General features: G+C 71.5%; 17 protein-coding genes. 6 read left to right on the top strand and 11 right to left on the bottom strand.

Going from position 1 to position 21200, the window contains the following annotated elements; translation table 11 throughout:
- Positions 1–87: 87 nt before the first annotated feature.
- Positions 88–2415 carry an ATP/GTP-binding protein gene (locus tag ACTWP8_RS06520; RefSeq protein ID WP_443321164.1) on the bottom strand — a complete coding sequence of 776 codons (2328 nt, stop codon included), beginning with the start codon at positions 2413–2415 and terminating at the stop codon, positions 88–90.
- 262 nt (positions 2416–2677) lie between these two features.
- Between ACTWP8_RS06520 and gabT the strand changes: the two genes are divergently transcribed.
- Entirely contained in the window at positions 2678–4042 is a 1365-nt protein-coding gene (gabT, locus tag ACTWP8_RS06515) for a 4-aminobutyrate--2-oxoglutarate transaminase (RefSeq protein ID WP_443319464.1), read from the top strand.
- Positions 4043–4393: 351 nt separating this feature from the next.
- Positions 4394–5080, top strand: a complete 687-nt coding sequence (locus ACTWP8_RS06510) for a phosphatase PAP2 family protein (RefSeq protein ID WP_443321163.1) — start codon at positions 4394–4396, stop codon at positions 5078–5080.
- Here the strand turns inward: ACTWP8_RS06510 and ACTWP8_RS06505 are convergent.
- From ACTWP8_RS06505 to ACTWP8_RS06475, 7 genes are all read right to left on the bottom strand, one after another.
- Entirely contained in the window at positions 5040–6482 is a 1443-nt protein-coding gene (locus ACTWP8_RS06505; RefSeq protein ID WP_443321162.1) for an NAD(P)/FAD-dependent oxidoreductase, read from the bottom strand. The genes ACTWP8_RS06510 and ACTWP8_RS06505 overlap by 41 nt on opposite strands.
- Before the next feature lie 5 nt (positions 6483–6487).
- Positions 6488–7303 carry an ABC transporter permease gene (locus ACTWP8_RS06500; protein WP_443321161.1) on the bottom strand — a complete coding sequence of 272 codons (816 nt, stop codon included), beginning with the start codon at positions 7301–7303 and terminating at the stop codon, positions 6488–6490.
- Entirely contained in the window at positions 7300–8235 is a 936-nt protein-coding gene (locus tag ACTWP8_RS06495) for an ABC transporter permease (RefSeq protein ID WP_443321160.1), read from the bottom strand. Before ACTWP8_RS06495 ends, ACTWP8_RS06500 begins: the two co-directional genes overlap by 4 nt.
- A complete protein-coding gene (locus tag ACTWP8_RS06490; protein ID WP_443321159.1) occupies positions 8232–9395 on the bottom strand; it encodes an ABC transporter ATP-binding protein in 1164 nt (387 codons plus the stop codon). The genes ACTWP8_RS06495 and ACTWP8_RS06490 overlap by 4 nt, the downstream gene beginning before the upstream one ends.
- Positions 9396–9439: 44 nt before the next feature.
- The gene (locus ACTWP8_RS06485; RefSeq protein ID WP_443321158.1) at positions 9440–10687 is read right to left on the bottom strand and encodes a polyamine ABC transporter substrate-binding protein; all 1248 of its coding nucleotides are present in this window, start codon (positions 10685–10687) and stop codon (positions 9440–9442) included.
- A gap of 88 nt (positions 10688–10775) precedes the next feature.
- Positions 10776–12290 carry a gamma-aminobutyraldehyde dehydrogenase gene (locus ACTWP8_RS06480; protein ID WP_443321157.1) on the bottom strand — a complete coding sequence of 505 codons (1515 nt, stop codon included), beginning with the start codon at positions 12288–12290 and terminating at the stop codon, positions 10776–10778.
- Positions 12291–12570: 280 nt separating this feature from the next.
- Positions 12571–13254 carry a DUF4190 domain-containing protein gene (locus ACTWP8_RS06475; protein WP_443321156.1) on the bottom strand — a complete coding sequence of 228 codons (684 nt, stop codon included), beginning with the start codon at positions 13252–13254 and terminating at the stop codon, positions 12571–12573.
- Positions 13255–13457: 203 nt separating this feature from the next.
- On the opposite strand from ACTWP8_RS06475, the gene ACTWP8_RS06470 reads away from it, so the two are divergent.
- The gene (locus ACTWP8_RS06470; RefSeq protein ID WP_443321155.1) at positions 13458–14480 is read left to right on the top strand and encodes an adenosine deaminase; all 1023 of its coding nucleotides are present in this window, start codon (positions 13458–13460) and stop codon (positions 14478–14480) included.
- Positions 14468–15178, top strand: coding sequence for a glycerophosphodiester phosphodiesterase (locus tag ACTWP8_RS06465; RefSeq protein ID WP_443319984.1), 711 nt, complete (start codon positions 14468–14470; stop codon positions 15176–15178). The genes ACTWP8_RS06470 and ACTWP8_RS06465 overlap by 13 nt, the downstream gene beginning before the upstream one ends.
- Before the next feature lie 2 nt (positions 15179–15180).
- Here the strand turns inward: ACTWP8_RS06465 and ACTWP8_RS06460 are convergent, their stop codons facing one another.
- A complete protein-coding gene (locus tag ACTWP8_RS06460) occupies positions 15181–15777 on the bottom strand; it encodes a Uma2 family endonuclease (RefSeq protein ID WP_443321154.1) in 597 nt (198 codons plus the stop codon).
- 164 nt (positions 15778–15941) lie between these two features.
- Positions 15942–17381: a gamma-aminobutyraldehyde dehydrogenase gene (locus tag ACTWP8_RS06455; RefSeq protein ID WP_443321153.1), complete on the bottom strand. Its 1440-nt coding sequence runs from the start codon at positions 17379–17381 to the stop codon at positions 15942–15944.
- A gap of 179 nt (positions 17382–17560) precedes the next feature.
- On the opposite strand from ACTWP8_RS06455, the gene ACTWP8_RS06450 reads away from it, so the two are divergent.
- Together ACTWP8_RS06450 and ACTWP8_RS06445 are read left to right on the top strand one after the other, a co-directional pair.
- Positions 17561–18034, top strand: a complete 474-nt coding sequence (locus tag ACTWP8_RS06450) for an Lrp/AsnC family transcriptional regulator (protein ID WP_443319981.1) — start codon at positions 17561–17563, stop codon at positions 18032–18034.
- A 2-nt stretch (positions 18035–18036) separates the two neighbouring features.
- Positions 18037–19416: an aspartate aminotransferase family protein gene (locus ACTWP8_RS06445; protein ID WP_443319980.1), complete on the top strand. Its 1380-nt coding sequence runs from the start codon at positions 18037–18039 to the stop codon at positions 19414–19416.
- A gap of 62 nt (positions 19417–19478) precedes the next feature.
- Here the strand turns inward: ACTWP8_RS06445 and ACTWP8_RS06440 are convergent, their stop codons facing one another.
- The gene (locus tag ACTWP8_RS06440; protein ID WP_443321152.1) at positions 19479–21143 is read right to left on the bottom strand and encodes a PucR family transcriptional regulator; all 1665 of its coding nucleotides are present in this window, start codon (positions 21141–21143) and stop codon (positions 19479–19481) included.
- Between the last annotated feature and the right edge of the window lie 57 nt (positions 21144–21200).

The following is a 21200-nucleotide window of genomic DNA, read 5'->3' as shown; positions in this document are numbered from 1 at the left end:
GCACCTTCAAGCGAGGACTTCGCCGTCCCGTATGAACGGCATGGCCCAATTCTGCCTCAGCGGACGAATCCCGGGCATCCGCGCTGGTCAGGAGCGCAGATCCACCAGCACCGGAGGGGCGTGCTCGCCGCGGACCGTGGTCAGCGAGATCACCGCGTGCCCGGCGGGGACGGAGTGGGCCAGCTCGGAAGCGGTCCAGCGCTCCCGCTCCACTGTCCGTACGGTCACCGACTCGGCTGTTACGGCGCGGCCCGTGACGAGCCTGCGCACGGCGTGCACCACGCGTGTGAGCGGCTCGTCCGCGATGATCTGCCGGTTGGTGACGTCCCGGGTCTCCACCCAGTCCTTGCCCCACACCTCCGCGAACCGGGCACCGTCCCACGTCGTCACGCCCGCGAAAGCCATACGGCAGCCGACCGCGCCGAGCAGCGGCGTACGCAGCGCCTCCGGAACGTCCTCGAGCGTCCGGAGCGTCAGCACCGCCCCTGCGTTGGCGGAGCGCAGCCGCTGGATGCCGCGCAGCGCCTCCGCGGTGACGGTGTGCGTGGCGTCGTCGAGCAGGAGGCAGGCGAAGAGCGAGCGGTCCGTACGGGCCGTGGCGCACTCGGTGAACTGGGCGAGCACGAGGCGGGCCAGCAGCCGCGAGGCCTCCGCGTGACCGCGCTCGGGCAGGTCGATACGGACCCGCAGCGGGTGTTCGAGGGCGCGCAGCGAGAAGGGGCGGCTCGCACCTGTGGCACCCGCGGCGTCCGCGGCACCCGTGGGGTCGAAGAAGTCCGCGAAGGCGGGCCGGTCGAGGAGCGCGATCCGGTCGGCGAGCAGCGCCCCGACGTCGCCCGCGCGCCCCGACTGCCGTTCGCGCGCGTCGAGTTCGCGCAGCTGCGTGGCGTCGCCCGACTCCTCGAGCGCGGCCCGGAGCGCACCGAGCGCGGCGGACGAGCCGTCCAGCAGCTCGCGCAGCTCCGGTACGGACGGGAAGCGTCCGTGGACGGCCCGGTACGGACCGAGGAGCTGGCCGAGCGCGGTGGCGGCCCTGCGGCTGTCCCCGCCGGGCAGCGTGGCGGCCAGGTCGCCGACCAGGGCTTCCGCGAGCATGCCCGCGGCCGCGTCGGGGTCCGTGGTGCCGCCGTAGAGGTCCAGGTCGTAGGCAGAGTCCGGCCTGCCGAGCCGGATCACGACGTCGAACGCGTCGTCGGGCGCGAGCCCGGCCCCCGCAGCCCCGACGGCGACGACCGCGGCCTGCCCTGCCAGGGCCTGCAGGCACAGCGACTCCAGGACGGGCCGGACGAGGTGAGCGGTCTTTCCCGAGCCGGGCGGCCCGACCGCGAGGAGTGAGGTGCCCAGCAGCCCGGGGTCGAGCGCGCATCCCGCGCCCCGGTGCTGGTACGGATTGCGCTGGTCGTCGGCCGCGGCGCCGATGCGCACCTGGCGGACCCGCAGGTCGTGGCGGCCGATGCGGACGGCCAGGTCGCGCACGCCGGAGGGGTGCGCGCAGGCGGCGGCGCCATGGCGCTGCACGGTGTCGGTGAAGGCGGCGAGGCGCGAAGGCTGGGCCCGCACGGACTGCCAGGCGCGGCCGATACGGGCGTGATCGACGTCGTTCATCCGGCCGGCCCTGGCCTCGTCCGCGAGCTTGTCCGCCACCGCGGAGGCGCCGGCGGCCCGCAGCTCGGGCCACTCGGCGGGGTCGGCGCCCGGCGCCGGAGCCTGCGCCGGTCCTGTCTGCCGCCGCCAGAGCCCCGGCCAGGTGCCGGCCCGCCCGACGACCGTGACGACAGCGGCCACGAGGAGAACGTAGTAGAGGTTCGAGGCCCACTCGAGCCACCACGTGCTGCGCGGCATCTCGCGCCATACGCCGGGGAGCAGCACGAACAGCGGCCACAGCGGGATGCCGAACCGCCGCCAGACCGCCCGCCAGTTGCCGACTCGTCCGAAGCCCACGGCGATCAGGCTCAGGACGAGCGCGTCGTAGAGGTAGGTCGCCGCGACGAACAGCTCGTAGTAGTCGCTCCCGGTGTTCCGCCAGGTGTCGGGCACGACCAGCAGCAGCGGCAGCAGCCACCAGTCGTCGACGAAGATCCACCATCCCTCGAGGTATCTGTTCCAGAGCAGCGACCACACCAGCCAGCCGCAGAGGAACGCGATCAGCGCACCGCTGATCAGCTGGCGCCCGGGGATGCGGTCCGGCTCCTCGGGCGGCCTGGGCCGGTGCCCGTACGCCCAGATGCCGGGCGCGGCCTCGGCCCGTGGGGTGCGCAGCCACGCGAGGAAGTCCCGGCCCTGCTGCCCGGCCGGAACCGGCGGCGGCGCGTCGGGGCGCGGCGGGACACCTTCGGCGCGCGGCGGCCCGGCGGGCCGCGGCACATGCGGGTCGGAGCGCGTGCCGCGCGGGTCGTACGTGCCCTCGGTGTCCATCTGCTCCGCTGCCCCCTGACCGCCCGGTCCTCGCCAATGCCCCGCTCAATCTAGTGCCCCTGTCAGGGGAGTTCACCGGTCCGCCCGCCCCGGCCGCCATCCCCCGCCGCGCCCTGCCTATGTCCGCCGCGGACAACGTGACACGCCCAGCGCTACCTATCGGAGCATGCCCAGGGGCCTGCCCCGGGCCTAGCCTGCGTGGGTAGGACCACATCGGGCCACGTAACGCCCCATTCATCCGCACGGACCACAGGAGATCCTCATGACCGCAACCGCCGGAGGCCCCTCGCTCCCGCAGGAGCGCCGCGTCGTCACCGCGATCCCCGGGCCGAAGTCCCAGGAGCTGCAGGCCCGCAGGAGCGCCGCGGTCGCCGGCGGCGTCGGGTCCGTGCTGCCGGTCTTCGCCGCGCGCGCGGGCGGCGGCGTCCTCGAGGACGTGGACGGCAACTCCCTCATCGACTTCGGCTCCGGCATCGCCGTGACCTCGGTCGGCAACTCCGCCGAGGCCGTCGTACGCCGCGCGTCCGCCCAGCTCGCCGACTTCACCCACACCTGTTTCATGGTGGCCCCGTACGAGGGCTACGTGGAGGTCTGCGAGGAGCTGGCCAGGCTCACGCCGGGCGACCACGCGAAGAAGTCCGCGCTGTTCAACTCCGGCGCGGAGGCGGTGGAGAACGCGGTGAAGATCGCCCGCGCGTACACCAGGCGCCAGGCGGTCGTCGTGTTCGACCACGGCTACCACGGCCGGACGAACCTCACGATGGCGCTGACCGCCAAGAACATGCCGTACAAGCACTCCTTCGGCCCGTTCGCGCCCGAGGTCTACCGCGTGCCGCTGGCGTACCCGTACCGCTGGCTGACCGGCCCGGAGAACTGCGCCCAGGAGGCCTCGGCCCAGGCCATCGACATGATCTCCAAGCAGATCGGCGCCGAGAACGTCGCGGCGATCGTGATCGAGCCGGTGCTCGGCGAGGGCGGCTTCATCGAGCCCGCGAAGGGCTTCCTCCCGGCGCTCGCGAAGTTCGCGAGCGACAACGGCATCGTCTTCGTCGCGGACGAGATCCAGTCCGGCTTCTGCCGCACCGGCCAGTGGTTCGCCTGCGAGGACGAGGGGGTCGTCCCGGACCTGATCACCACCGCCAAGGGCATCGCGGGCGGCCTGCCGCTCGCCGCCGTCACCGGCCGCGCCGAGATCATGGACGCGGCGCACGTGGGCGGCCTCGGCGGCACCTACGGCGGCAACCCGGTGGCCTGCGCCGCCGCGCTCGGCGCCATCGAGACGATGCGCGAGCTGGACCTCAACGCGAAGGCCAAGCGCATCGAGGAGGTCATGAAGGGCCGCCTGTCCGCGATGCAGGAGAAGTACGCCCACAACGATCGATTCAGCATCGGTGACGTCCGCGGGCGGGGCGCGATGATCGCGATCGAGCTGGTGAAGTCCGGCTCGAAGGACCCGAACCCGGAGGCGACGGCGGCGCTGGCGAAGGCCTGCCACCAGGAGGGCCTGCTGGTCCTCACCTGCGGTACGTACGGGAACGTGCTGCGCTTCCTGCCGCCGCTGGTCATCGGCGAGGACCTGCTGAACGAAGGCCTGGACATCCTCGAGGGCGCGCTCGCCGGGCTGTGATCCGGCGCGGGCCCGGAGTGATCCACTGGGCCGTCTGTGAGGCGGCGTGAAGAATGTGTGGGGGGCCGATGGCGGACGGGCTATCCGTCTGTCGGGCCCGCCCCGCCTGGCGTACGGTTCCTGCAGATGAGAGAAACACCCCGCTCGCAGGGGACTGCGGGCGATGTCGAGTCGGCGCATCCCCAGCCCCGGCCCGGCTGTGCCCTCGCGCACACCACCGGGGCTTCCGGCTCCGGAACTCCTCACCGGTCGGACGGCCGCCCGCCCCATACCCCCCGGGGCGCGCGGCACACCGGTCGTGACGACCGCCCTGGAACCCTCCCCCCCGTTCCAGGGCGGTCGCGTTTTCCGGTGCCGCACGTCCGCGTCGTCCTTCCCGCGCTGTGCGCGGTGCTCTTCGGTCTGCTCACCTGGCAGGTGGTGACGGGCGGTCCGCTGCGCGCGCTCGACGAGCGGGCGGGCCGGAGCATCTTCCGCCCCCACGGCTGGGTCCTCGTCGCCGAGCGGGCCGCCGACCTGGGCAACACGCAGGTCGCACTGCCGGTGCTGGGGGCAGCCGTCTGCGTCTCTCTGTGGCGGGGCGTGCGCGGTGGCCGCGACGGCGTACGGCGCTGGTGGCTGCCGTCCCTGCTCGCCGCGCTCGCCATGGCGGCCGTCCCGGCGGTCGTCGTCCCGCTCAAGATCTGGATCGGCCGTCCCGGTCCGCTCGGTCCCGCGGAGGACTACGGCTGGTACCCCTCGGGCCACGCGGCGACGGCCGCCGTCGCATACGGCACGGCGGCGCTGCTGCTGACACCCGCGCTGCGCCGGGCCCTCGCACGGCGCCTGCTCGGGGCCGCGGCCGTCCTGCTCAACCTCGCGGTGGGCACCGGCCTGGTGCTCCGCGCCTACCACTGGCCTCTGGACGTCGTAGCCAGCTGGCTCCTCTTCGGTGCACTGCTCTGCGCCCTGGCCGGCCCGGTCGGCAGCCCGGTTCGCGGGCCGGCCCCCCGGCCCCCTATGAGTCGAATCCGAGGCCGATCCGGTCCATCGCTCTGAGCCAGAGGTTGCGCCGCCCGCCGCCCGCGTCCGCGCGGGCCAGCGACCACTGGGTGATGCCGATGCCCGCCCAGCGCACCGGCTCGGGCGGGAAGGGCAGCGGCTTCGTACGGACCATGTCCGTCTCCGTGCGCTCGGTGCGCTCGCCGCTCAGCAGATCGAGCATCACGTCCGCGCCGAAGCGGGTGGCGCCGACGCCCAGGCCCGTATAGCCGACGGCGTACGCGACGCGGCCGCGGTGGGCCGTGCCGAAGAACGGTGAGAAGCGGGAGCAGGTGTCGATGACCCCGCCCCAGGTGTGCGTGAAGCGCACGCCCTCCAGCTGCGGGAAGCAGCGGAAGAAGTGGCCGGCGAGCTTGAGATACGTCTCGGGGCGCTGGTTGTAGTCCTCGGTGATCCGGCCGCCGTAGTGGTAGATGACGTCGTAGCCGCCCCACAGGATGCGGTTGTCGGCCGTCAGCCGGAAGTAGTGGAAGTGGTTGGCGCTGTCGCTCAGGCCCTGGCGGTTCCGCCAGCCGATCGAGGCCAGCTGCTCGTCGCCCAGCGGCTCGGTCATCAGCGCGTAGTCGTAGACGGGCACCACGTACGGGCGCACGCGGCGCACCAGGGACGGGAAGGCGTTGGTGCCGAGCGCCACCTGGCGGGCGCGCACCCTGCCGTACGGGGTGCGGACGCCCATGCCCGGGCCGTGCGGGGCGAGTTCGGTGGCGGGCGTGTGCTCGTAGAGCCGTACGCCGAGCTCGAGGCAGGCGCGCTTGAGGCCCCAGGCGAGGCGGGCGGGGTTGAGCAGCGCCACACCGGTCCGGTCCCAGACGCCGGCCAGGAAGGTCGGTGAATCGACCTCGGCCCGGACGGCGTCGCGGTCCAGGAAGGTGAGCTCGATGCCCAGTCCGGCCGCCTTCTCGGAGCTCTCGCGCACCTCGGCGACCTGATACGGCTCGGTGGCGAGGTCGATCTCGCCGGTGCGCTCGTAGGCGCAGTCGATGCCGTAACGGGCGACGGCGGACTCGATCGCGTCCAGGTTGCGGTGGCCGAGCGCCTCCAGCTTCGGCAGTTCCTCGGGCCAGCGGGCCAGGCCGTTGGCGAAACCGTGGGTGAGGGAGGCCGCGCAGAAGCCGCCGTTGCGGCCGGAGGCCGCCCACCCGGCCTCCTTCGCCTCGATGAGGACGACGTCCCGGCCGGGGTCGCGCTCCTTGGCGAGGAGCGCGGTCCACAGTCCCGAGTACCCGCCGCCGACGACGAGCAGGTCGCACTGCTCGTCGCCGACGAGGGCGGGCCGGGCGCGCGGTTTGGCAGGGTCGTCCAGCCAGTACGGGACGGGCTGGGCGTCGGCCAGTGATGATGCGGCAGGGGGTCCGGGGGTGTTGCCCCCGGAAGAGAGGTGCATGGCTCCGGTGGCCATGATTCTCAGCTCCTCTTGCGGCGGCCGCCGAGCAGCTGCCCGGCGAGTACGCACAGGATGGCGACCGCGAACATCGCCGTGCCGATGACATTGATCTGGACGGGCGTGCCGCGCTGCGCCGAACCCCACACGAACATGGGGAAGGTGACCGTCGAGCCCGCGTTGAAGTTGGTGATGATGAAGTCGTCGAAGGAGAGCGCGAAGGCGAGCAGCGCTCCCGCGGCGATGCCGGGCGCGGCGATCGGCAGGGTGACCCGGAGGAAGGTCTGCACCGGGCCCGCGTAGAGGTCCTGCGCGGCCTGTTCGAGCCGCGGGTCCATGCTCATCACCCTGGCCTTGACCGCCGTGACGACGAAGCTGAGGCAGAACATGATGTGGGCGATGAGGATCGTCCAGAAGCCGAACTCCGCGCCCAGGTTGAGGAAGAGCGTGCCCAGCGAAGCCGCCATGACGACCTCGGGCATGGCCATCGGCAGGAAGATCAGGCTGTTGACGGCGCCGCGCGCCCGGAAGCGGTAGCGGGCGAGCGCGAAGGCGATCATCGTGCCGAGCACGGTCGCGCCGACGGTCGCCCAGAGCGCGATCTGCAGGCTCAGCGCGAGCGAGCCGCAGAGGTCGGCGACGCCGCACGGGTCGGTCCAGGCGTCGGCGGAGAACCGCTGCCACGCGTAGTTGAACCGCCCGTTGGGCTTGTTGAAGGAGAAGACCATGACGATGACGTTCGGCACGATCAGATAGGCGAGCGTGAGCACGCCCGCGATCACCACGAGGTTACGGCGGCCCCAGCGGAATATGCGACTCCGTCGCGCGGACGCATTCATACGAGGTCCTCCGTCCCGGACTTGCGGATGTAGACGGTGACCATCGCGAGGATCGCCGCCATGAGGATGAAGGAGAGCGCGGCGGCCGTCGGGTAGTCGAGGACGCGCAGGAACTGCGACTGGATGACGTTGCCGACCATCTTCTCGTCCGTGGAGCCCAGCAGTTCGGCGTTGATGTAGTCGCCGGTCGCCGGGATGAAGGTGAGCAAGGTGCCCGCGACGACGCCCGGCATGGACAGCGGGAGGGTCACCTTCCGCAATGCCGTGAAGGGGCGGGCGTAGAGGTCACCGGCGGCCTCGTGCAGCCGGCCGTCGATCCGCTCCAGCGAGGTGTAGAGCGGAAGGATCATGAACGGCAGGAAGTTGTAGGTGAGGCCGCAGATCACCGCGAGCGGCGTGGCAAGCACCCGGTGCCCGTCCGTGACGCCGAGCCAGGAGGTCACATCCAGGATGTGCAGGGTGTTGAGCGCTCCGACGACCGGGCCGCCGTCGGCGAGGATCGTCTTCCACGCGAGCGTACGGATCAGGAAGCTGGTGAAGAACGGCGCGATGACCATGATCAGCACCAGGTTGCGCCAGCGGCCCGCCCGGAAGGCGATGGTGTACGCGAGCGGGTACCCGACCAGCAGGCACAGCAGCGTGGCGGTGCCGGAGTAGAGCACCGACTTCAGGAACTGCGGGTAGTACTCGGTGAGCGCGTCCCAGTAGGTCGCGAAGTGCCAGGTGACCTGGTAGCCGGTCTCCAGACTGCCGGTCTGCACGGAGGTCGAGGCCTGGTAGACCATCGGCGCGACGAAGAAGACCAGCAGCCAGACGATGCCGGGCAGCAGCAGCCAGTAGGGGACCAGGCGCTTGCGGGAGGCGGGCTGCCGTTCCCCGGGGGGCGGGGAGGAGGGTGCGGGGGGCGCTTCGGCCGCCTGGGTGGCTGTCATGCGCCCTCCTCGACCAGCTCGGTGCCCGCATCGGCATCCTGGGCAGCGTCGAGGCCGAAGGTGTGGGCGGGGTTCCAGTGCAGGACGACCTCGGCGCCGGGCACCAGCCGTCCGTCCCGCTCGATGTTCTGCTCGTAGACGGCCAGTTCTCCGGCAGCCGGGCTCTGGACCACGTACTGCGTGGACACGCCGATGAAGCTCGCGTCCGTGATGCGGCCGGTGAGCCGGTTCCGCCCGTCGGCGATGGACCCGGCCTCGTCGGCGTGGACCAGGGACACCTTCTCGGGGCGGACGCCGGCGAGGATCTTCCCGCCGGTGCGGGTCTGGGTGGAACACCGGGCGGCGGGCAGCCGGAGCTTGCCGTCGCCGGCCCTGAGCAGCAGGTCGTCGCCGCCCGCCTCGGCGACCTCGGCCTCGATGAGGTTGGAGGTGCCGAGGAAGTTGGCGACGAAGGTGGTGCTCGGGTTCTCGTAGAGGTCGGCGGGGGCGCCGAGTTGCTCGACCCGCCCCGCGTTCATCACCGCGACCGTGTCGGCCATGGTCATGGCCTCCTCCTGGTCGTGGGTGACGTGGACGAACGTGGTCCCGACCTCGGTCTGGATCCGCTTCAGCTCGAGCTGCATCTGGCGGCGCAGCTTGAGGTCGAGGGCGCCCAGCGGCTCGTCGAGCAGCAGCACCTGGGGGTGGTTGATGAGCGCGCGGGCGACGGCGACGCGCTGCTGCTGGCCGCCGGAGAGCTGGTGCGGCTTGCGGCGGGCCATGGGCCCGAGCTCGACCAGCTCCAGCATCTCCTCGACCTGCTTCTTCACGGACTTGACGCCGCGGCGGCGCAGCCCGAAGGCGACGTTCTCGTAGATGTCGAGGTGCGGGAAGAGCGCGTAGTTCTGGAAGACGGTGTTGACCGGGCGCTTGTACGGGGGCAGGGCGGTGACGTCCTTGCCCGCCAGCTCGACGCTGCCGGTGGTGGGCTCCTCCAGGCCCGCGATCATGCGCAGGGTCGTGGTCTTGCCGCAGCCGGAGGCGCCGAGGAGGGCGAAGAAGGAGCCCGCGGGTATGGCGAGGTCGAGCGGGTGGACGGCGGTGAAGGACCCGTACGTCTTGCTGATCCCGGCGAGGCGGACGTCTCCGCCGCTGCTGCTGTTCGGGGCGGTCTCTGTCATGGGGGCAGTCCAGTGGTTCGGGGGCGGGCGGGGACCGGTGGCCGTCAGGCGCCGATGAGCTTGGCGAACTTCTCCTCGTACGCCGTCTCTTCCTTCGAGGAGAGGAGGCGGAAGGTGTGGGCCTTCTCCGTGAACTTCTCGTCCGGGAGGATCAGGGGGTTGGCGGCGAGATCCTTGTCGATCTTCGCCAGCTCCTCGCGGACGCCGTCGACCGGGCACACGTAGCTGATGTAGGCGGCTATCTGCGCGGCGACCTTGGGCTCGTAGACGTAGTCGATGAACCGCTCGGCGTTCTTCTTGTGCCGTGCCTTGTTGGGGATCAGCAGGTTGTCCGTGGACATCATGAAACCGGCGTCCGGGAGGGCGAATTTGATCGCCGGGTTGTCGGCCTGAAGCTGCACCAGGTCGCCCGCCCAGGCGATACAGGCCGCGATGTCGCCCTTGTCGAGGTCGTCGACGTAGTCGTTGCCGGTGAAGCGGCGGATCTGCTTGCGGTCGACGGCCTTCTGGATGCGGGCGATGGCGGCGTCGAAGTCGTCGTCCTGGAAGTCCTCGGGCTCCTTGTCCATGTCGAGGAGCGTCAGGCCGATGGTGTCGCGCATTTCGGTCAGCAGGCCGACCCTGCCCCTCAGCCGGGGGTCCTCGAGGAGCTGGGTGACGGAGGTGACCTTGCGGCCCTCGGTCGCCTTCTCGTTGTACGCGACGACCGCGGGGATGCCGGTCCAGGCGTAGGAGTGGGCACGGACCGGGTCCCAGTCGGGGTTGCGGAATCCCTCGGCGAGGTTGGCGTAGGCGTGGGGCACGTTGGACTGGTCGAGCTTCTGCACCCAGCCGAGCCGGATCATGCGGCCCGCGAGCCAGTCGGTCACGCAGATCAGGTCGCGCCCGGTGTCCTGGCCCGCGGCGAGCTGCGGCTTGATCTTGCCGAAGAACTCGACGTTGTCGTTGATGTCCTCGGTGTACTTGACGGTGATGCCGGTGCGGCGCTCGAACTCCTCCAGCGACGGCCGGCGCTTGTTGTCGTCGCTGACGTCGATGTACTCCGTCCAGTTGGAGAAGTTGAGCTTCTTCTCCTTGTCGGAGTAGTCATCGGACGTCCCGGTCTCCCCTGCCCGGGTCGCGGGCGGAATGCCGCAGGCGCTGAGCGCCGCGGCCCCGCCGAGGGCCAGCGCCCCGCCGCCGGCGGCGCGCAGCAGCGACCGGCGGCTGAGGGCGCCGCGACCGCTGGTCATGCTGCGCCGGATGGCGGCGAGCTGCGGCGCGGACAGGGTCTCTGGCTCGTACTGCTCCATTGCGCTGTGCCCTTTCAAGGGTGTCGGTCAGCGGTGAGGGTGCCGGTCGGGTGGCGGGAGCGCCGGTGGGCCGGCGGAGGGGCGCCGGTCAGCGGTCGCCGAAGACGGTGCGGTGCCAGTCCTTCCTGACCACCGCCGTGTTGTCGTACATCACATGCTTGACCTGCGTGTACTCGTCGAAGGAGTACGCCGACATGTCCTTGCCGAAGCCGGAGGCCTGGTATCCGCCGTGCGGCATCTCGCTGATGATCGGGATGTGGTCGTTGACCCACACGCAGCCGGCCTTGATCTCGCGGGTCGCCCGCCCGGTGCGGTACACGTCGCGGCTCCAGGCCGAGGCGGCGAGCCCGTACGGGGTGTCGTTGGCGAGCGCCAGACCTTCGTCGTCGCTGTCGAAGGGCAGCACGACCAGGACCGGGCCGAAGATCTCGGACTGGACGATCTCGCTGTCCTGGGCCGCGCCGGTGACCAGGGTCGGGCGGTAGTACGCGCCCTGGGCGAGCTCGCCCTGCGGTGCCTCGCCGCCGGTGACGACGGTGGCGTAGGAGCGGGCCCGTTCGACGAAGCCCGCGACGCGGTCGCGCTGGACGTGCGAGATGAGCGGTCCGAGGTCGGTCGCCGGGTCGGCGGGGTCGCCGAGCCGGACGGTGGCCATCAGGTCGGCGACCCCGGAGACGAAGGCGTCGTAGAGGGGCCGCTGGACGTACGCGCGCGTGGCGGCGGTGCAGTCCTGGCCGGTGTTGATCAGGGCGCCGGCGACCGCGCCGTGCACGGCGGCCTCGAGGTCGGCGTCGTCGAAGACGACGAAGGGGGCCTTGCCGCCGAGCTCGAGGTGGAGGCGCTTGACGGTGCCGGTGGCGATCTCGGCGACGCGCTTGCCGACCGCGGTGGAGCCGGTGAAGGAGGTCATGGCGACGGCGCCGTGTCCGACGAGGTGCTCGCCCGCGTCCTTGCCCGCGCCGCTGACGATGTTGACGACACCGTCGGGGATGCCCGCCTCGGTGGCGGCCTGGGCGAACAGCAGGGAGGTCAGCGGGGTGAGTTCGGCGGGCTTGAGGACGATGGTGTTGCCCGCGGCGATGGCCGGGAGAACCTTCCAGGCAGCCATCTGGAGCGGGTAGTTCCAGGGGGCGATGGAGCCGACGACGCCGATGGGCTCGCGGCGGATGTACGAGGTGTGGTCGCCGCTGTACTCCCCCGCCGACCTGCCCTCGAGGTGGCGGGCGGCGCCCGCGAAGAAGGCCGTGTTGTCGACCGAGCCGGGCACGTCGAACTCGGTCGTGAGCTTGATGGGCTTGCCGCACTGGAGCGACTCGGCGCGGGCGAGGTCCTCGGCGCGCTCGGCGAGCACGGCGGCGAAGCGGTGCAGGGCGTCGGAGCGCTCACCAGGTGTCGCGCCCGCCCACTCCGGGAAGGCCCGCGCGGCCGCCCCGACGGCCGCGTCGACGTCGGCGGTCCCGGCCAGCTCGTACTCGTAGACCCGCTCGCCCGTGGCGGGGTCGACGACCGCGTGCCTGCGCCCCGATGTTCCGGGGCGCAACTGCCCCTCGATGTACTGGGCCCCGTCTGCGAAGAGGTCCTCTGCCGGGAAGGGATTGCTCATGTCGCTCTCCTCCGCCGGCCCGCCCCCTGCGGCGGAGGCCGGCGTAGTTCCAGCTTCGATTGAAGGCTGATCCTGACAGAGGAGGGGGCGACCAACAAGGGATTCCGTTGTTGCCTTTTGATTACGCGACGGAATCGGTCGGTCAATGTGTCGGGCGGGGGTGCTGTTCGGCGTACGGAGTGCCGGTGGCGGGTGCGAGGCGCGTGTGAGCGCGTGCTTCGTGCATGCAGATGGGGGTCCGGGGGCTGCACCCCCCGGACCCCCATGACTGGGCTGCGCGCTAGCCGCCGGCGCGCTCGACCACGAGTGAGGTGGAGACGGAGCCGTCGGACGAGCTGTCGAGGTTCTCTTCCTGGGCGTTGTTGATGATCACGACCAGCGTCAGCGCTCCGGCGACGACCGCCACGATGCCGAGGATCAGCCCGGCCAGGGCCTGGCCGCCGTTGGTCGCCTCGCCCCGCGTAGCCTTCCCGCGGCCGAGCGCGCCGAAGATGATCGCGAGCACGCCGAGGATCATCGCGAGCACGTTGGTGAAGAAGAGAACGGCGCCGATGATGCCGAGCACCAGGCCCGCGACGCCCATCCCGTTGCTCGGCGCCGGGGGCCCGGGGTGCCAGCCGGAGCCGTAGCCGCCGCCGGAGTAGCCCGGATAGGCCGGGTAGCCGGCGTACGGGCTGCCGCTGCCGTAGCCCGTGGTGCCGTACGGGTCGGCGCCGTACGCGGGCGGGTACGAGTACGAGCCGGGGCCCGTGGGCGCGATCGGGGGCGGCGGCACCGCGCCGGAGCCGCCCTGCGGCGGGACCTGCTGCTGGTGGCCGCCCGGGGACGGCATGGCGGTGATCGTCGGCTGCTCCGCCACCGGCGGTATGCCCTGGCGGGGCTTGTCCAGTGGCACCTGCTGCTCCGGCGGAGCCCACGGGTCGCGCGGCCCGGGCTGCCCGGGCTTCGCGGTGTTGTCGGACATGTTCCTCCCCTACGGACGTCCGGCAATGCTACGGCCTGCGCACGGAGGGCGTCCGGGGTGCACCGGGCCATACCTGGACCGTGCCCGGTCCGGGCCGCACGTCCGGCCCGAGGCTCCGTGCCCCCGCCCCGTACCGGGCGCGCACCGGTTCCTGCCTACGATGATCCCTGCCCGGAAGCAGCGACTCGTCCCCAGGAGGACCGATGGCCGATCTCCACACCTTCATCGCCGGGCTGCCCAAGGCGGAACTCCACGTCCACCACGTCGGCTCCGCCTCCCCCCGCATCGTCGCCGAACTCGCCGCCCGGCACCCCGACTCCAAGGTCCCCACCGACCCCGAGGCGCTGGTCGACTACTTCACGTTCCGGGACTTCGCCCACTTCGTCGAGGTGTACCTGTCCGTCGTGGACCTGATCCGCAACCCCGACGACGTACGGCTGCTCACGTACGAGATCGCCCACGACATGTCCCAGCAGAGCATCCGGTACGCCGAGTTGACGGTCACCCCGTTCAGCTCGACCCGCCGCGGCATCCCCGACGCGGCCTTCGTCGAGGCCATCGAGGACGCCCGCAAGGCGGCGGAGACCGAACTCGGCGTGATCTTGCGCTGGTGCTTCGACATTCCCGGGGAGGCGGGGCTCGAAGCGGCCGAGGAGACCACGCGGATCGCCGTCGACCTGAAGCCCGAAGGGCTGGTCTCCTTCGGCCTCGGCGGACCGGAAGCCGGCGTCCCGCGGCCGCAGTTCAAGCCGTACTTCGACCGCGCCATCGCCGCCGGGCTGCGCAGCGTCCCGCACGCGGGCGAGACGACCGGGCCGCAGACGATCTGGGACGCGCTGACGCACCTGCGCGCCGAGCGCATCGGGCACGGCACGAGCGCCACCCAGGATCCGCGGCTGCTGGCCCACCTCGCCGAGCACCGCATCCCGCTCGAGGTCTGCCCGACCTCCAACATCGCGACGCGGGCCGTGGCGAACCTCGACGAGCACCCCATCAAGGAGATGGTGGCGGCCGGTGTGCTGGTCACCGTCAACAGCGACGACCCGCCGATGTTCGGCACCGACCTCAACACCGAATACGGCGTCGCGGCCCGCCTCCTGGACCTCGACGAGCGGGGCATCGCCGCGCTCGCCAAGAACGCCGTCGAGGTGTCCTTCCTCGACGAGGCCGGCAAGTCCAAGCTGGCCGCGGAGATCGACGGATACACCGCCTCATGGCTGCAGTAGCCCGGGCCGCCGCGCCCGCGGCCGCGGTGGCCGTCGCCCACCGCGGCGACCCGTACCGCGTCCGCGAGAACACCCTGCCGTCGCTGCGCTCCGCGCTGCGGCAGGGCGCGGACGCGGTGGAGATCGACGTACGGCTCACCCGCGACGGGGTGCCCGTACTGCTGCACGACGCGACGCTCGAGCGGCTGTGGGGGGTGGAGCGGCCGCTCGCCGGAGTCACCGCGCGGGAGCTGCGGGAGCTGACGGGCGGCGGTGTTCCCACACTCCGCGAGGGACTCGCGGCGGTCTGCGAGGGGTCCGCGGCCCGGCCTCTGATCGACGTCCCCGATCCGGCGGCCGTGCCCGCGGCGGTGGCGGAGCTGCGCGGCTCCGGCTTCGCCGACCGCGCGTACTACTGCGGCGGCGCGAAAGCCATGCTGGCCGTACGCGCGCAGGACCCGGACGCGGAGATCGCCCTCACCTGGACCACGCTCGCCCCGCCGCGCCCGGCCCTGCTGGCGGCCGTCCGCCCGCGCTGGCTCAACTACCGCTTCGGCCTGCTGAGCGAGGACCTGGTCGCCCGCATCCACGCCGACGGCCTCCTGGTCTCCGCCTGGACCCCGGACACCCGCCGCTCGATGTCGCGCCTGCTGCGCCGCGGCGTCGACTCGATCACCACCAACCGTATCGACTGCCTGCGACGGGTGCTGGGCGGGTGACGTCAGCCCCGGGGGAACTTCTCGGTCGAGAGGACCACATCGACGACCGTGCCCATGAGATCGATCGGCTCGCCGAATTCGACGGTCCGCTTGGTGCGGTAGTCGTCGTCCTTCGGCTCCGTGAAGATCTGGCACTGCCCCTGGTAAGGATCAGCGATCAGGTAGACGGGGACGCCCGCCGTGGCGTACGTGGCCTTCTTCGTGCCGTAGGCATTGGCGCGCGTCCCTCGGGAGACGACCTCCAGCACGAACTCGACATCGCGATACGACCATTGGCCATCCTCGTCCGGCTCCGCCCCCTCGGCCAATTTCGTCAAGTCCGGGCAGAAGCCGTTGAGGTAGCCGGGGAAGTCGATGCGTACGTCCGAGGTGATCTTGGCGTCTTCCCCGAAGCGATCCTCCAGCTGTCGCAGCACCCTGCGAATAATGTCCCAGTGCGTCGTACGCTGCGGCGCCCTGTAGGCGATCCCCTCGACGATCTCGGCCTTGAAGCCTTCGGGGACTGGCATCCGCTCGAGCTGCTCGAACATCTTGTCCAGGCTGGGCTCGCCGCTTTCGGCCATCTCGACCTCGATCCTGTCGATCAGCTCGATGGTCATCGTGCCGCTCCTCCCCACAGCGCGCACAGGCGCGCAGCCGCGTCGTACAACGATACGCACGGCACTCGGTCACGCGTTCCCCCATGACCGGTCCCGGAACGGCGGCGGCGCACCCCGCCGTCCTGCCGGGGCGCGCCACCACTCGTATCCGCTCGTATCCGCGATCAGCTGTTCAGGGACGTCATCACGTGCTTGATGCGCGTGTAGTCCTCGAACCCGTACGCCGACAGGTCCTTGCCGTAGCCGGACTTCTTGAAGCCGCCGTGCGGCATCTCGGCGACCAGCGGAATGTGGGTGTTGATCCACACGCAGCCGAAGTCGAGCTTCTTGGACATCCGCATGGCGCGGCCGTGGTCCTTGGTCCACACCGACGAGGCGAGCGCGTACTCGACGCCGTTGGCGTACGCGACGGCCTGGTCCTCGTCGCTGAACTTCTGGACGGTGATGACCGGGCCGAAGACCTCCTTCTGGATGATCTCGTCGTCCTGGTTGAGGCCGGAGACGACGGTCGGGGCGTAGAAGAAGCCCTTCTCGCCGACCCGGTGGCCGCCCGCCTGGACCTTGGCGTGCGAGGGGAGGCGGTCGATGAAGCCGGTGACCTGGGCCAGCTGGTTGGCGTTGTTGAGCGGGCCGAACAGGACGTCCTCGTCGTCCGGTTGCCCGGTCTTGGTGTCGGCGGCGGCCTTGGCCAGCGCTGCCACGAACTCGTCGTGGATGGACTCGTGGACGAGGACGCGGGTTGCGGCCGTACAGTCCTGGCCGGCGTTGAAGAAGCCCGCGACCGAGATGTCCTCGACCGCCTTGGCGATGTCGGTGTCCTCGAAGACGACGACCGGGGCCTTGCCGCCGAGCTCCAGGTGGACCCGCTTGAGGTCCTTGGAGGCGCTCTCGGCGACCTGCATGCCGGCCCGTACGGAGCCGGTGATGGAGGCCATCGCCGGGATCTCGTGCTCGACCATCAGGCGGCCGGTGTCGCGGTCGCCGCAGACGACGTTGAAGACGCCCCTGGGAACGACGGAGCCGATGATCTCGGCGAGGAGCACCGTGGACGCCGGGGTGGTGTCGGACGGCTTGAGGACGACCGTGTTGCCCGCGGCGAGCGCCGGGGCGAACTTCCAGACGGCCATCATCATCGGGTAGTTCCACGGCGCGACCTGGGCGCAGACGCCGACCGGCTCGCGCCGGATGATCGAGGTCAGACCGTCCATGTACTCGCCGGCCGAGCGGCCCTCGAGCAGCCGGGCGGCACCCGCGAAGAAGCGGATCTGGTCCACCATGGGCGGGATCTCCTCGGACCGGGTCAGCCCGATCGGCTTGCCGGTGTTCTCGCTCTCGGCGGCGATGAGCTCCTCGGCCCGCGCCTCGACCGCGTCCGCGATCTTCAGCAGGGCCTTCTGCCGCTCGGCCGGTACGAGGTCGCGCCAGGCCGGGAAGGCGGCCGCGGCGGCCTCCATGGCGGCGTCGACGTCCGGGGCTGCGGACAGCGGCGCGGTGGCGTACACCTCGCCCGTGGCCGGATTGACCACCTCGGTGGTCCGCCCGTCGGCGGCGTCCCGGAACTCCCCGTCGATGTAGTTGCGCAGACGACGCAGCTCGGTGGTCACGTGCCACCCCTCCTGTCAGATGTCCGATGGGTGAGACACCCAGCCTAGCCAGTGTGGTGACGCTTTCGACATACCCGCCACCCGGTGACTACGAAATCAGTGATACCTGAGGACTGCAACAACGAATTTCATCGATCTGGGCTTGCCAGACAGTCGAGTCCTCATGCACAGTGTCGCTCGTGGCCACACGAGACAAGAACGGCAACGCGACGATCGACTCCGTTTCCCTGGCGATCATCGAACAGCTCCAGGAGGACGGACGGCGTCCTTACGCGGCGATCGGCAAGGCCGTGGGCCTTTCCGAGGCCGCGGTCAGGCAGCGCGTGCAGAAGCTCCTCGACCAGGGCGTGATGCAGATCGTCGCCGTCACCGACCCGCTCACCGTCGGCTTCATGCGCCAGGCGATGGTCGGCATCAACGTCGAGGGCGACCTCGACCCGGTCGCGGACGCGCTGACCGACATGAGCGAGGTCGAGTACGTCGTCGTCACCGCGGGCTCGTTCGACCTCATCGTGGAGGTCGTCTGCGAGGACGACGATCACCTTCTCGAAATGATCAACAAGCGGATCCGCACGCTTCCCGGCGTGCGCTCCACCGAGAGCTTCGTCTACCTGAAGCTCAAGAAGCAGACTTACACCTGGGGAACCCGATAGCCATGAGCGCCGACGCCGCTTCTCCGACCAGCACAGCCAAGACGGCGTACGACCACCTGTGGATGCACTTCACCCGCATGTCGTCGTACGAGAACGCGCCCGTCCCGACCATCGTCCGCGGCGAGGGCACGTACATCTACGACGACACCGGCAGGAAGTACCTCGACGGCCTCGCGGGCCTGTTCGTGGTGCAGGCGGGACACGGCCGCCAGGAGCTGGCGGAGGTCGCCGCCAAGCAGGCCTCCGAGCTGGCCTTCTTCCCGGTCTGGTCCTACGCCCACCCGAAGGCGGTCGAGCTGGCCGAGCGCCTGGCGCACTACGCTCCCGGGGACCTGAACAAGGTCTTCTTCACCACCGGCGGCGGCGAGGCCGTCGAGACCGCGTGGAAGCTGGCGAAGCAGTACCACAAGCTCACCGGCAACCACACCAAGTACAAGGTGATCTCGCGGGCCGTCGCCTACCACGGCACCCCGCAGGGCGCCCTGTCCATCACCGGCCTGCCCGCGCTGAAGGCCCCCTTCGAGCCGCTGGTCCCCGGCGCGTACAAGGTGCCGAACACCAACATCTACCGCGCCCCGATCCACGGCGACGACCCCGAGGCCTTCGGCCGCTGGGCCGCCGACCAGATCGAGCAGCAGATCCTCTTCGAGGGCCCGGACACCGTCGCCGCGGTCTTCCTCGAGCCGGTGCAGAACGCAGGCGGCTGCTTCCCGCCGCCGCCCGGATACTTCCAGCGGGTTCGCGAGATCTGCGACCGGTACGACGTGCTGCTGGTCTCCGACGAGGTCATCTGCGCCTTCGGCCGGCTCGGCACGATCTTCGCCTGCGACAAGTTCGGCTACGTGCCGGACATCATCACCTGCGCCAAGGGCATGACCTCGGGCTATTCGCCGATCGGCGCGGCCGTCATCTCCGACCGGATCGCCGAGCCGTTCTACCGGGGCGACAACACCTTCCTGCACGGCTACACCTTCGGTGGCCACCCGGTCTCCTCGGCGGTGGCGCTGGCCAACCTCGACCTCTTCGAGCGCGAGGGCCTGAACCAGCACGTGCTGGACAACGAGTCGGCGTTCCTGTCGACCCTGCAGAAGCTGCACGACCTGCCGATCGTCGGCGACGTCCGCGGCAACGGCTTCTTCTACGGGATCGAGCTGGTCAAGGACAAGGCGACGAAGGAGTCCTTCACGGCCGAGGAGTCGGAGCGCGTGCTCTACGGCTTCGTCTCGAAGAAGCTCTTCGAGTACGGGCTGTACTGCCGGGCCGACGACCGCGGCGACCCGGTCATCCAGCTGTCGCCGCCGCTGATCTCCGACCAGTCGACGTTCGACGAGATCGAGCAGATCGTCCGCCAGGTCCTCACCGAGGCCTGGACCAGGATCTGACGCCGGTCCCGCGCTGACTGATCCGCCGCACCGGCGGATCAGTCAGAGCCTCGGCGGATCAGTCAGAGCCACTTCAGGGCGAACCAGAGGTCCATACGGACATCCGGGTCGCCCAGGTCCGTGTCGAGCAGCTCCGCCGCTCGCGCGATCCGCTGCCGCACGGTGTTGCGGTGGACGCCCAGCGCCACGGCCGTACGGTCCCAACTGCCGTGCAGCGACAACCAGGTGCGCAGCGTCTCGGCCAGCGCAGGTGCCCCGTCGAGCGGCGCCAGCCGGGTGCGGGCGAGCGCACGCGCCTCGGCCGGCCGGACGAGCGAAGCCACCCCGCCGGCGGCACCGCCCCGGTGCTGTACGAGAGGCACGCGCTCGGCCAGCGCGCGGCGCAGCGCGCGGTCCGCCTCGGCGTCGCCGCGCGCCAGTTCACCCGCCGGCACCGGCGGCCCCGCCCCCAGCGTCCACCCCGTCTGCGCCGCCATCGGACCGCCGCCGGGCACGAGCGCCCGCAACTCGTCCCCGTCCACATCGATCAGCGTCGTCCCCAGCCCGGCGGCGAGCTCGGCCGCCCACATCGCCTCACCGGCCCTGGCCCGGCCCCGCCGCCGACCGCGCACGACGGTCCACATCCCTCCCGTCGGAGCCGGGCTTTCGGCCGGGCCACGCACTACCGGCTGGTCCCCGGCCCCGCGCGCGTGGACGGCCCCGGGCCGACGTGCGGCGGACGAGCCTTCGCCCCGGCGCCCCGCCTCGCGCCGGGAGGCCGCTGCGTCCGGCCGCGCGCCGCTCTCCCCCGCCGCCCCCTGGCCGGAGGCCACGAGCAGCGGCGCCACCGACTCCGGTTCCGCCCCGAGCATCAGCCGGACCAGAGCCGCCGAGCGCCCGGCACCCGCGCCCGCCGTACGCGGCCCGGTCAGCAGCGACAGCAGGACCACCGCGACCCCCGCGATCGCGCCGTCGACCGCGTCCCGGCGCGCGGCGCACACGCCCAGCGCGAGGCGCCCGCCCGAGGGCGCCGGGCCCGGCAGGCCGTACGCGCTCAGGTGCAGCAGCTCCCCCTCCGGACCGCCCACGGTGTCCGCCGCCGAGGACGGGCCCGGGCGGAGCCGCGCCGCCAGCGCGGTCAGGGCCGTGCGGACGGCCGCCTCGGGCCGCGTACCGGCCGCGGACAGCTCCGCTCCGTCGGGCCCGAGGAGCACCGCCCAGCCGCTCAGGTGCTGCGCCAGCTGCCGCAGCACGGCAGGGACCGGATGCGACCGGGCGGCGGCGCCGGCCAGGGCCTGCTGCGCCTCGGTCATCCGGCGCAGCTCGTGGTGGCGCCGCGCGGCCGCCGCCTGCCACATGGCCCGGGCCACGGCCGTGAAGGTGGTCTCCCGCGGCACCTCGACGAGCGGCAGCCCGTGCTGCTCGCAGGCCTCCACCAGCGCCCGCGGCACCGCGTCGTGCACGGGCGCGATGCCGAAGCCGAGCGCCGCCGCGCCCGCCTCGACGGTCCTGGCCACGTAGCGGTCCCAGTACGTGCCGGTGCCCTCGCTGCGCGGGCAGTGCACCCCGGCGCTGAGCAGCATCTCGCCACCCAGCAGATACGGGACCGGGTCCTCCATCTCGCTGGTGTGCACGGCGTACACGGGCCGGTCCTCACGCGGGCCCGCGACCTGGCGAAGGCCCAGCTCCTGCTGCTCCAGCAGGACCGACAGCGGGACGGGAACAGTGGGCGGCACGAGCTCGGTCATGACCGGACTCCCATGGATGGTTCGTACGTTCCAGGACGCCCTGGTGTTGGAAACGTA

Source organism: Streptomyces sp. 7N604 (assembly GCF_052245475.1).
In the GTDB taxonomy this organism is placed as follows: domain Bacteria; phylum Actinomycetota; class Actinomycetes; order Streptomycetales; family Streptomycetaceae; genus Streptomyces.
This window is presented reverse-complemented; position numbering and strand designations above follow the sequence as displayed.

Excerpts from the sequence above, each read along its gene's own strand:
- ACTWP8_RS06520 (WP_443321164.1), bottom strand. The coding sequence starts at position 2,415 with ATGGACACCGAGGGCACGTACGACCCGCGCGGCACGCGCTCCGACCCG.
- gabT (WP_443319464.1), top strand. The coding sequence starts at position 2,678 with ATGACCGCAACCGCCGGAGGCCCCTCGCTCCCGCAGGAGCGCCGCGTC.
- ACTWP8_RS06505 (WP_443321162.1), bottom strand. The coding sequence starts at position 6,482 with ATGGCCACCGGAGCCATGCACCTCTCTTCCGGGGGCAACACCCCCGGA.
- ACTWP8_RS06500 (WP_443321161.1), bottom strand. The coding sequence starts at position 7,303 with ATGAATGCGTCCGCGCGACGGAGTCGCATATTCCGCTGGGGCCGCCGT.
- ACTWP8_RS06495 (WP_443321160.1), bottom strand. The coding sequence starts at position 8,235 with ATGACAGCCACCCAGGCGGCCGAAGCGCCCCCCGCACCCTCCTCCCCG.
- ACTWP8_RS06490 (WP_443321159.1), bottom strand. The coding sequence starts at position 9,395 with ATGACAGAGACCGCCCCGAACAGCAGCAGCGGCGGAGACGTCCGCCTC.
- ACTWP8_RS06485 (WP_443321158.1), bottom strand. The coding sequence starts at position 10,687 with ATGGAGCAGTACGAGCCAGAGACCCTGTCCGCGCCGCAGCTCGCCGCC.
- ACTWP8_RS06480 (WP_443321157.1), bottom strand. The coding sequence starts at position 12,290 with ATGAGCAATCCCTTCCCGGCAGAGGACCTCTTCGCAGACGGGGCCCAG.
- ACTWP8_RS06475 (WP_443321156.1), bottom strand. The coding sequence starts at position 13,254 with ATGTCCGACAACACCGCGAAGCCCGGGCAGCCCGGGCCGCGCGACCCG.
- ACTWP8_RS06470 (WP_443321155.1), top strand. The coding sequence starts at position 13,458 with ATGGCCGATCTCCACACCTTCATCGCCGGGCTGCCCAAGGCGGAACTC.
- ACTWP8_RS06465 (WP_443319984.1), top strand. The coding sequence starts at position 14,468 with ATGGCTGCAGTAGCCCGGGCCGCCGCGCCCGCGGCCGCGGTGGCCGTC.
- ACTWP8_RS06460 (WP_443321154.1), bottom strand. The coding sequence starts at position 15,777 with ATGACCATCGAGCTGATCGACAGGATCGAGGTCGAGATGGCCGAAAGC.
- ACTWP8_RS06445 (WP_443319980.1), top strand. The coding sequence starts at position 18,037 with ATGAGCGCCGACGCCGCTTCTCCGACCAGCACAGCCAAGACGGCGTAC.
- ACTWP8_RS06440 (WP_443321152.1), bottom strand. The coding sequence starts at position 21,143 with ATGACCGAGCTCGTGCCGCCCACTGTTCCCGTCCCGCTGTCGGTCCTG.